This window comes from Zoogloea oleivorans (genome assembly GCF_008107625.1).
GTDB classification, from domain to species: Bacteria; Pseudomonadota; Gammaproteobacteria; order Burkholderiales; family Rhodocyclaceae; genus Zoogloea; species Zoogloea oleivorans.
The window spans coordinates 1-6,026 of sequence record NZ_SDKK01000051.1 but is presented as its reverse complement, the minus strand read 5'-3'; the positions used below and the strand labels follow the sequence as shown (position 1 = coordinate 6,026).

The 6,026-nt window shown below is 62.5% G+C and carries 5 protein-coding genes; 2 read left to right on the top strand and 3 right to left on the bottom strand.

Going from position 1 to position 6,026, the window contains the following annotated elements; translation table 11 throughout:
* Nucleotides 1–22: 22 nt before the first annotated feature.
* Genes ETQ85_RS25150 through ETQ85_RS25140 form a run of 3 tightly spaced genes read right to left on the bottom strand, consistent with a single transcriptional unit; the run spans nt 23 to nt 3,597 of the window.
* Complete coding sequence (locus ETQ85_RS25150; protein ID WP_148581749.1) at nt 23–679, bottom strand: c-type cytochrome; 657 nt, start codon at nt 677–679, stop codon at nt 23–25.
* Between the two features lie 37 nt (nt 680–716).
* On the bottom strand, nt 717–2,138 hold the full coding sequence (locus ETQ85_RS25145; RefSeq protein ID WP_148581748.1) for a multicopper oxidase family protein: 1,422 nt from the start codon (nt 2,136–2,138) through the stop codon (nt 717–719).
* Nucleotides 2,139–2,154: 16 nt separating this feature from the next.
* Entirely contained in the window at nt 2,155–3,597 is a 1,443-nt protein-coding gene (locus ETQ85_RS25140; protein WP_148581747.1) for a TolC family protein, read from the bottom strand.
* Nucleotides 3,598–4,087: 490 nt separating this feature from the next.
* Between ETQ85_RS25140 and ETQ85_RS25135 the strand changes: the two genes are divergently transcribed.
* Both ETQ85_RS25135 and ETQ85_RS25130 read left to right on the top strand, forming a co-directional pair.
* The gene (locus tag ETQ85_RS25135) at nt 4,088–4,771 is read left to right on the top strand and encodes a heavy metal response regulator transcription factor (protein WP_148581746.1); all 684 of its coding nucleotides are present in this window, start codon (nt 4,088–4,090) and stop codon (nt 4,769–4,771) included.
* Nucleotides 4,771–5,880, top strand: coding sequence for a heavy metal sensor histidine kinase (locus ETQ85_RS25130; RefSeq protein WP_148581745.1), 1,110 nt, complete (start codon nt 4,771–4,773; stop codon nt 5,878–5,880). The genes ETQ85_RS25135 and ETQ85_RS25130 overlap by 1 nt, the downstream gene beginning before the upstream one ends.
* The last annotated feature ends 146 nt before the right edge of the window (nt 5,881–6,026 follow it).

The window sequence follows — 6,026 nt, the reverse complement described above, 5'->3', positions numbered from 1 at the left end:
TTCAAGCGGAGGCGCTGAAATCCTAGTGCGTATGCTTGAACCCGGGCGGATGGGTGTGCCCCTTTTTCTCCACGGCTACGGGAGGGACGGGCTCATCCTTTGCAGGGTCGCCATGAGCGTCATGGGCATCAAGCCCACCGTGACTGTGTCCCTCGCTGGATGCCACAAGCGCCGTATAGTCGGTCGCAGTCAGCCCTGGCAGCCTCTGGAGGAAGGCGACCAGATCCCAGATCGCTTCATCCTCCATCCCGCCCTTGGACCAGGCCGGCATGCCGGAGGCCTTGATCCCGTGCTTGATGATCCAGAACTGACGGGCCTGGGCGAATTGGGGGTCGAGCACCGCTTCGGGATTGGCAGTCAGCTTGGGCGGTGTCGGATAGAGTCCCTTGCGGATCTCTGAATCTTCAGCCTCTGGGGACAAGTGGCATCCCACACACATCGCGTCGTAGTTACCCGAGCCCCGGCGAACCCGTTCCGGATTGGCCAGATTGATGGGCGGCTTGATCTCGCTTGCCCGTACGGCAATGGAGCGCTCACGGGCAAATTCGAGCAAACGATAGGTCAGCGGGTGATGGGGCGCGTCGGCGGCGACGTTGATGGCGCCAGCGTAAAGAAGGACGGCCCCTGAAGCCGCACCCACGGCAGCCAGAACCGCCAGGGTGATCAGGGTCTTGTTCATGATGGGGTTCCTCGGTGCTTGTTATCGTGAGTGGCGCTCAGTGACCGGAGTGCGGACCAGGCTTTCGGACCTGCACGTCGGTGGCGGCGGGCTTGCCCTTCGCCGGCATGGATTGCCCCCCCTGGGTTTTTACGCGCGGCGGCTCAGCGGCTGGCCCGGTCCATTCATAGGCACGGGTGCCGGGAGGCTGCTTGTACCAGCCGGGGTCAGCGTAATCACCAGCCTTCTGCTCGGCACGCACCTTCAGTACGGTGAACATGCCCCCCATCTCCACCGCGCCATAGGGGCCTTGGCCTGTCATCATCGGAAGCGTGTTGTCCGGCAGCGGCATCTCCATTTCACCCATGTCGGCCATGCCGCGCTCTCCCATGACCATGTAGTCGGGAATGAGATCGGTGATCTGCTTGGCGGCTTCCCGGTGATCAACCCCGATCATTGTCGGCACGTCATGGCCCATCGCATTCATCGTGTGGTGGCTCTTGTGGCAATGGAAAGCCCAGTCACCCGCTTCGTTGGCGATGAACTCGACTTGGCGCATCTGCCCGACGGCGATGTCGGTCGTCACCTCCGGCCAGCGCGACCCCTTCGGTGTCGGGCCACCGTCGGTGCCGGTGACCGTGAATTCGTGGCCATGCAGGTGAATCGGATGATTCGTCATCGTCAGGTTGCCGACGCGGATACGGACCCGGTCGTTCTGGCGCACATTGAGGGAGTCGATGCCCGGAAAAGCCCGGCTGTTGAAAGTCCACAGGTTGAAATCGAGCATCGTGTTCACCTTCGGTGTATAGCTGCCGGGATCGATGTCATAGGCGTTCAGGAGGAAGCAGAAATCCCGGTCCACCTCGTCGATGAGGGGGTGCCGGTCCTTCGGATGGGTGACCCAGAAGCCCATCATGCCCATCGCCATCTGGGTCATCTCGTCGGCATGGGGGTGATACATGAAGGTGCCTGGCCGGCGTGCCACGAACTCGTAGACAAAGGTCTTGCCCGGTGGAATCTGCGGCTGGGTGAGTCCGCCGACACCATCCATTCCGCTGGGCAGACGTTGCCCGTGCCAATGAATGGTGGTGTGCTCAGGCAGGCGGTTGGTGACGAAGATGCGCACCCGGTCGCCTTCGACCACTTCGATCGTCGGGCCGGGGCTTTGTCCGTTGTAACCCCACAGGTGGGCATTCATGCCGGGAGCGATCTCCCGCACAACCGGCTCGGCCACCAGGTGAAACTCCTTGACGCCCTTGTTCATGCGCCACGGCAGGGTCCAGCCGTTGAGGGTGACCACCGGGTTATAGGGCCGACCGGCGCCGGTGACGCCTCGCGGGAGATGCGGAGGCGCCGTGTTCGGATCCTCCTTCAGGATCAGCTCAGGAAGTGCTGCCATGGCGACGGGACTGACCGAGGCCGCGGCCACGGCACCGCCGGTCAGGCCCAGGCTTTGGATGAATGCACGACGGGATGTCATCGGGTGTCCTTTCGGTTCAGTGATCCGGACGGCCGGTGCTGGCCGGAGCGGTACGTGAGGCGGCGGCCAGGGAGGGCTTGCCGATCAGGGCCATTTGTAGATCACTCTGGGCAATCCAGTAGTCACGCAGGGACTCGATATAGCTGTTCACACTGGTGATCTGGGAACGGGCGTCGGCAAGCAGCTCGAAGACCCCGATCAGCATGCCGTTGTAGCGCAGCAGGTTCTCTTCGGCGATCCGCTTGTTGAGCGGCACGATTTCGTCCCGGTAGTGCTTTGCAATGTCGAAGCTGTTGCGATACGCCGAGTAGGCTTCGCGGACTTCCGAACGGGCGTTGATGGCGGCTTCGGCCGCACGTTCAACGGCCTGGCCATAGATTGCTTCTGCCTTGGCAACCTTGCTGCCGCCAAAGTCGAAGATCGGAAGCTCGAAACTCACTTCGTAGCCGCGTTTGTAGCCGCTATCCCGCGCGCCCTCCAGGACACGCGCCGGCCCGAACTCCAGCACGTTGATGAAGCGCGTGGCCTGGGTGAGGCCAAGGTTTTTGGCCAGTGCCTCGGTTTCGAGACGGACCGCCTGAAGATCGAGGCGCTGATCCAGTGCCGTTTGCTCGACAGCCGGCAGTTCGTCGGGCAACTTGGGCAGATCGGGCAGGCGCTCGGGGAGTCGAATCGCCTGGGGTGATGGCAAGCCCAGCAGCTTGGTCAGCCGCTCCCGCGCCGCAATGCTGGCTTGCTCGGCACGGGCCAGATCGAGGGCCGCGGACGCATAGAAACCTTGCTCGCGCGCCTGCTGAAGCCGGTTGAAGTTACCGACTTCCGCCATCTTGCGGGCCAGGCCAGCGCCGGCTTCCGCCGCCTGCTTTACTTTTCGGAGGTAACGGACCGACTCTTCGGCCGCGATGGCACCAAAGTAGGCCTTGCGCGTCTCGGAGGCCAGCCTCGCCACCTCCAGCGCCGTCATGCGCTGGGTCTGGGCGAAGTTGCGTTTCTCGACCTCCACGGCAAGCGGCATGGTGATCAGCGCGAACAGGTTGAAGGTCAGCACCTGTTCAATCTTGAATTCGCGTACCCCATTCTCGGCGCGGCTGGTACGAAGCATCGAAAAATGGGGGTTCGGCAGGCGCCCGGCCTGGACCATCTCGGCTTCGCTGATCCCAAGATCGTAGAATGCGGCGCGGAGTCCCCGGTTATTGTAAATGGCGACCTGAACAGCATCCTCAGCGGCCAGGGGCTTGGCCAGCAGCTCGGTCACACGTGTATCGACCTCCTTGCGGGCCTCGTCGCTCCTGGCCCATTGGGCATCGGCACCGATACGGGCGCGGGTCGTTTCCCGGATGGTGTCGAAGCCTCCGTCCGGGGAGAAACTGGCACAGCCACTCAGGACCAGCGTACCAAGGACCAGGGCGGTCAGGCCCTTGATGGCGCGGGAGTGTCGTGGAGATAGGGTTGAGCGCACGGCGAACTCCTAATGGTGATGATCAGCAGGGGGCCTCGCTGAGGCCGGCGGCGTCGCTCCGCTTTCCTTTTGCAAAGCCCCATCGGTGTTGGCAGGTGCCATATGGCCTGCATGCATGCCGCCTGTACGCTGAACACCATCATTGGCCGCTCGCCATGCGCCAACGGGGGCTTCCGACCAGGCACGATAATCGGACAAGGAAGACGCATGAGGGGAAGTCCTGGAGGCAGGCTCCAAGGTGGGCGGCTCAGCAGCCAGGACGCTTTTCGTCAAGGCCAGTGCCAGCAGTCCGAGCAGGGTTGATCGCATCGGTCGTCTCCATGGGGTCAAAAGGGGGCCTCGGGAATCTGGTGTTCCCATGGCGAGCAGTGTGCGGTGCAAAAACCGACAGGAGACTGACCCGGGAATTACATCTTTGTAATCTTGGGAAGAATGGAGGTGGCTTGCGCCAAACTAATGCTGCCAAATGGAGAATGCTGCGAGGAAGACCATGAAAATACTGATCGTCGAGGATGAACCCAAAACAGGGGACTACCTCAAGCAAGGGCTGGTTGAAGCCGGCTTCAATGTGGACCTGGTCCGGGACGGCATGGACGGACTGCACTTCGGGATGACCGAAGCTTACGACCTCATCGTGCTCGACGTGATGCTGCCGGGGCTCGATGGTTGGCGCGTCCTGCAGGCCCTGCGCAAGGCCGGCAAGGAGATGCCCGTCCTGTTTCTGACCGCCAAAGACAGCGTGGATGACCGAGTCAAGGGGCTGGAGCTAGGGGCCGACGACTATCTGGTCAAACCCTTCGCCTTCTCGGAGTTACTGGCTCGCGTTCGAACCCTCCTGCGCCGGGGGGCCAAGAACAAGGAAGTCGACGCCTTGCATGCGGCAGATCTGGAGCTGGACCTCCTGCGCCGCCGCGTCACGCGGGCGGGCAAGCGGATCGACCTGACCGCCAAGGAGTTTGCACTCCTTGAACTCCTGCTGCGCCGGCGCGGTGAAGTGCTGCCGCGCTCCCTGATCGCCTCCCAGGTGTGGGACATGAATTTCGACAGCGACACCAATGTGATCGAGGTGGCGGTGCGCCGCCTGCGGGCCAAGATCGACGACGGTTTTGAACCCAAGCTGATTCGCACCGTGCGTGGCATGGGCTATGTGCTGGAAGAACAGGAGGACGAATAGTGCGCCCTGTCCGCCGCAAGTCGCTGACCTTCCGCCTGACCGTGCTGTTCGCGGCGGCATCAACCGTGGTGTTGCTGGTACTAGGTTTGATTGTGGCTGAGTCCGTCGAACACCACTTCGAAGAGCAGGACATGGAGGCCCTGACCGGCAAACTCGAATTGATTCGCCATGCCTTGGCCAAGGTTCATTCGTCAAAGGATCTGGCAGCCATTCCGCAGCAGATGGACGACTCCTTGATCGGCCATCATGGCTTGGTCGTGGCAGTAAAGGGGCCGGATGGTCGCACCCTGTTCGCCACCGAGGACGCCCCTTTCCCCCAGCGCTTACTGGATCGGGTCAAAACACCTGAGGCTGAGCGCCCCTACGTGTGGCAAGTCGATGACCAGTTGTCCTTCCGGGGTATCGTGGCCGAAGCACCAACCGGAGTTCAGGCGTGGCCGCCCGCCGTAGTCGCCGTCGCGACGGACATTTCCCATCACCGGAGCTTCATGGACTCATTCATGAAGACCCTCTGGCTCGTGGTCATTGGGGGCACCTTGGCGACCGGACTACTCGGTTGGTTTGCTGCCCGTCGAGGCCTGGCGCCACTTCGCGAGATGAAGCGAAGAGCGACGGAAGTCAGCGCCCAACGTCTTGACCAGCGTTTACCTGTGGATGCCGTACCCGTCGAACTGGCTGAGTTGGCCGAATCCCTCAACGACATGCTGGCCCGGCTGGAGGAGTCGTTCAAGCGACTCTCGGATTTTTCATCAGACCTGGCTCACGAACTCCGGACCCCAGTCAGCAACCTGATGACGCAAACCCAGGTTGCCCTCTCCAAGACCCGAAGCTCCACCGAGTACCGGGAGGTGCTGGAGTCCAATTGCGAGGAGTTCGAGCGTCTGTCGCGGATGATTTCGGACATGCTATTTTTGGCCAAATCGGAGAACGGCCTGATCGTACCGGGCCAGGAAAGCTTTGATCTGGCGGACGAGGTCACTGCCCTGTTCGATTTCTACGGCGCCCTGGCTGAAGAGAACGGCGTCACGCTACGGCTTGAGGGCTCAGGACTGGTGACCGGAGACAGGCTGATGCTCCGGCGCCGAGGCAGACCTGCACGCCGAGCGTGAAGCGGCTGCCGAGTGGGAGGGCTGTCAGCCCTTCGCGGCGGACGACAACGCCGCGCTGGACGCCCTGGGCGACGATGAACGGGCCGAACTCCGGCAGCGTTACCGGAGCGCCGCCATGCGCTGCCACCCGGACCGGGTTCCCGAGG

Coding starts and splice junctions, on each gene's coding strand:
- ETQ85_RS25150 (WP_148581749.1), bottom strand. CDS start 679: ATGAACAAGACCCTGATCACCCTGGCGGTTCTGGCTGCCGTGGGTGCG.
- ETQ85_RS25145 (WP_148581748.1), bottom strand. CDS start 2,138: ATGACATCCCGTCGTGCATTCATCCAAAGCCTGGGCCTGACCGGCGGT.
- ETQ85_RS25135 (WP_148581746.1), top strand. CDS start 4,088: ATGAAAATACTGATCGTCGAGGATGAACCCAAAACAGGGGACTACCTC.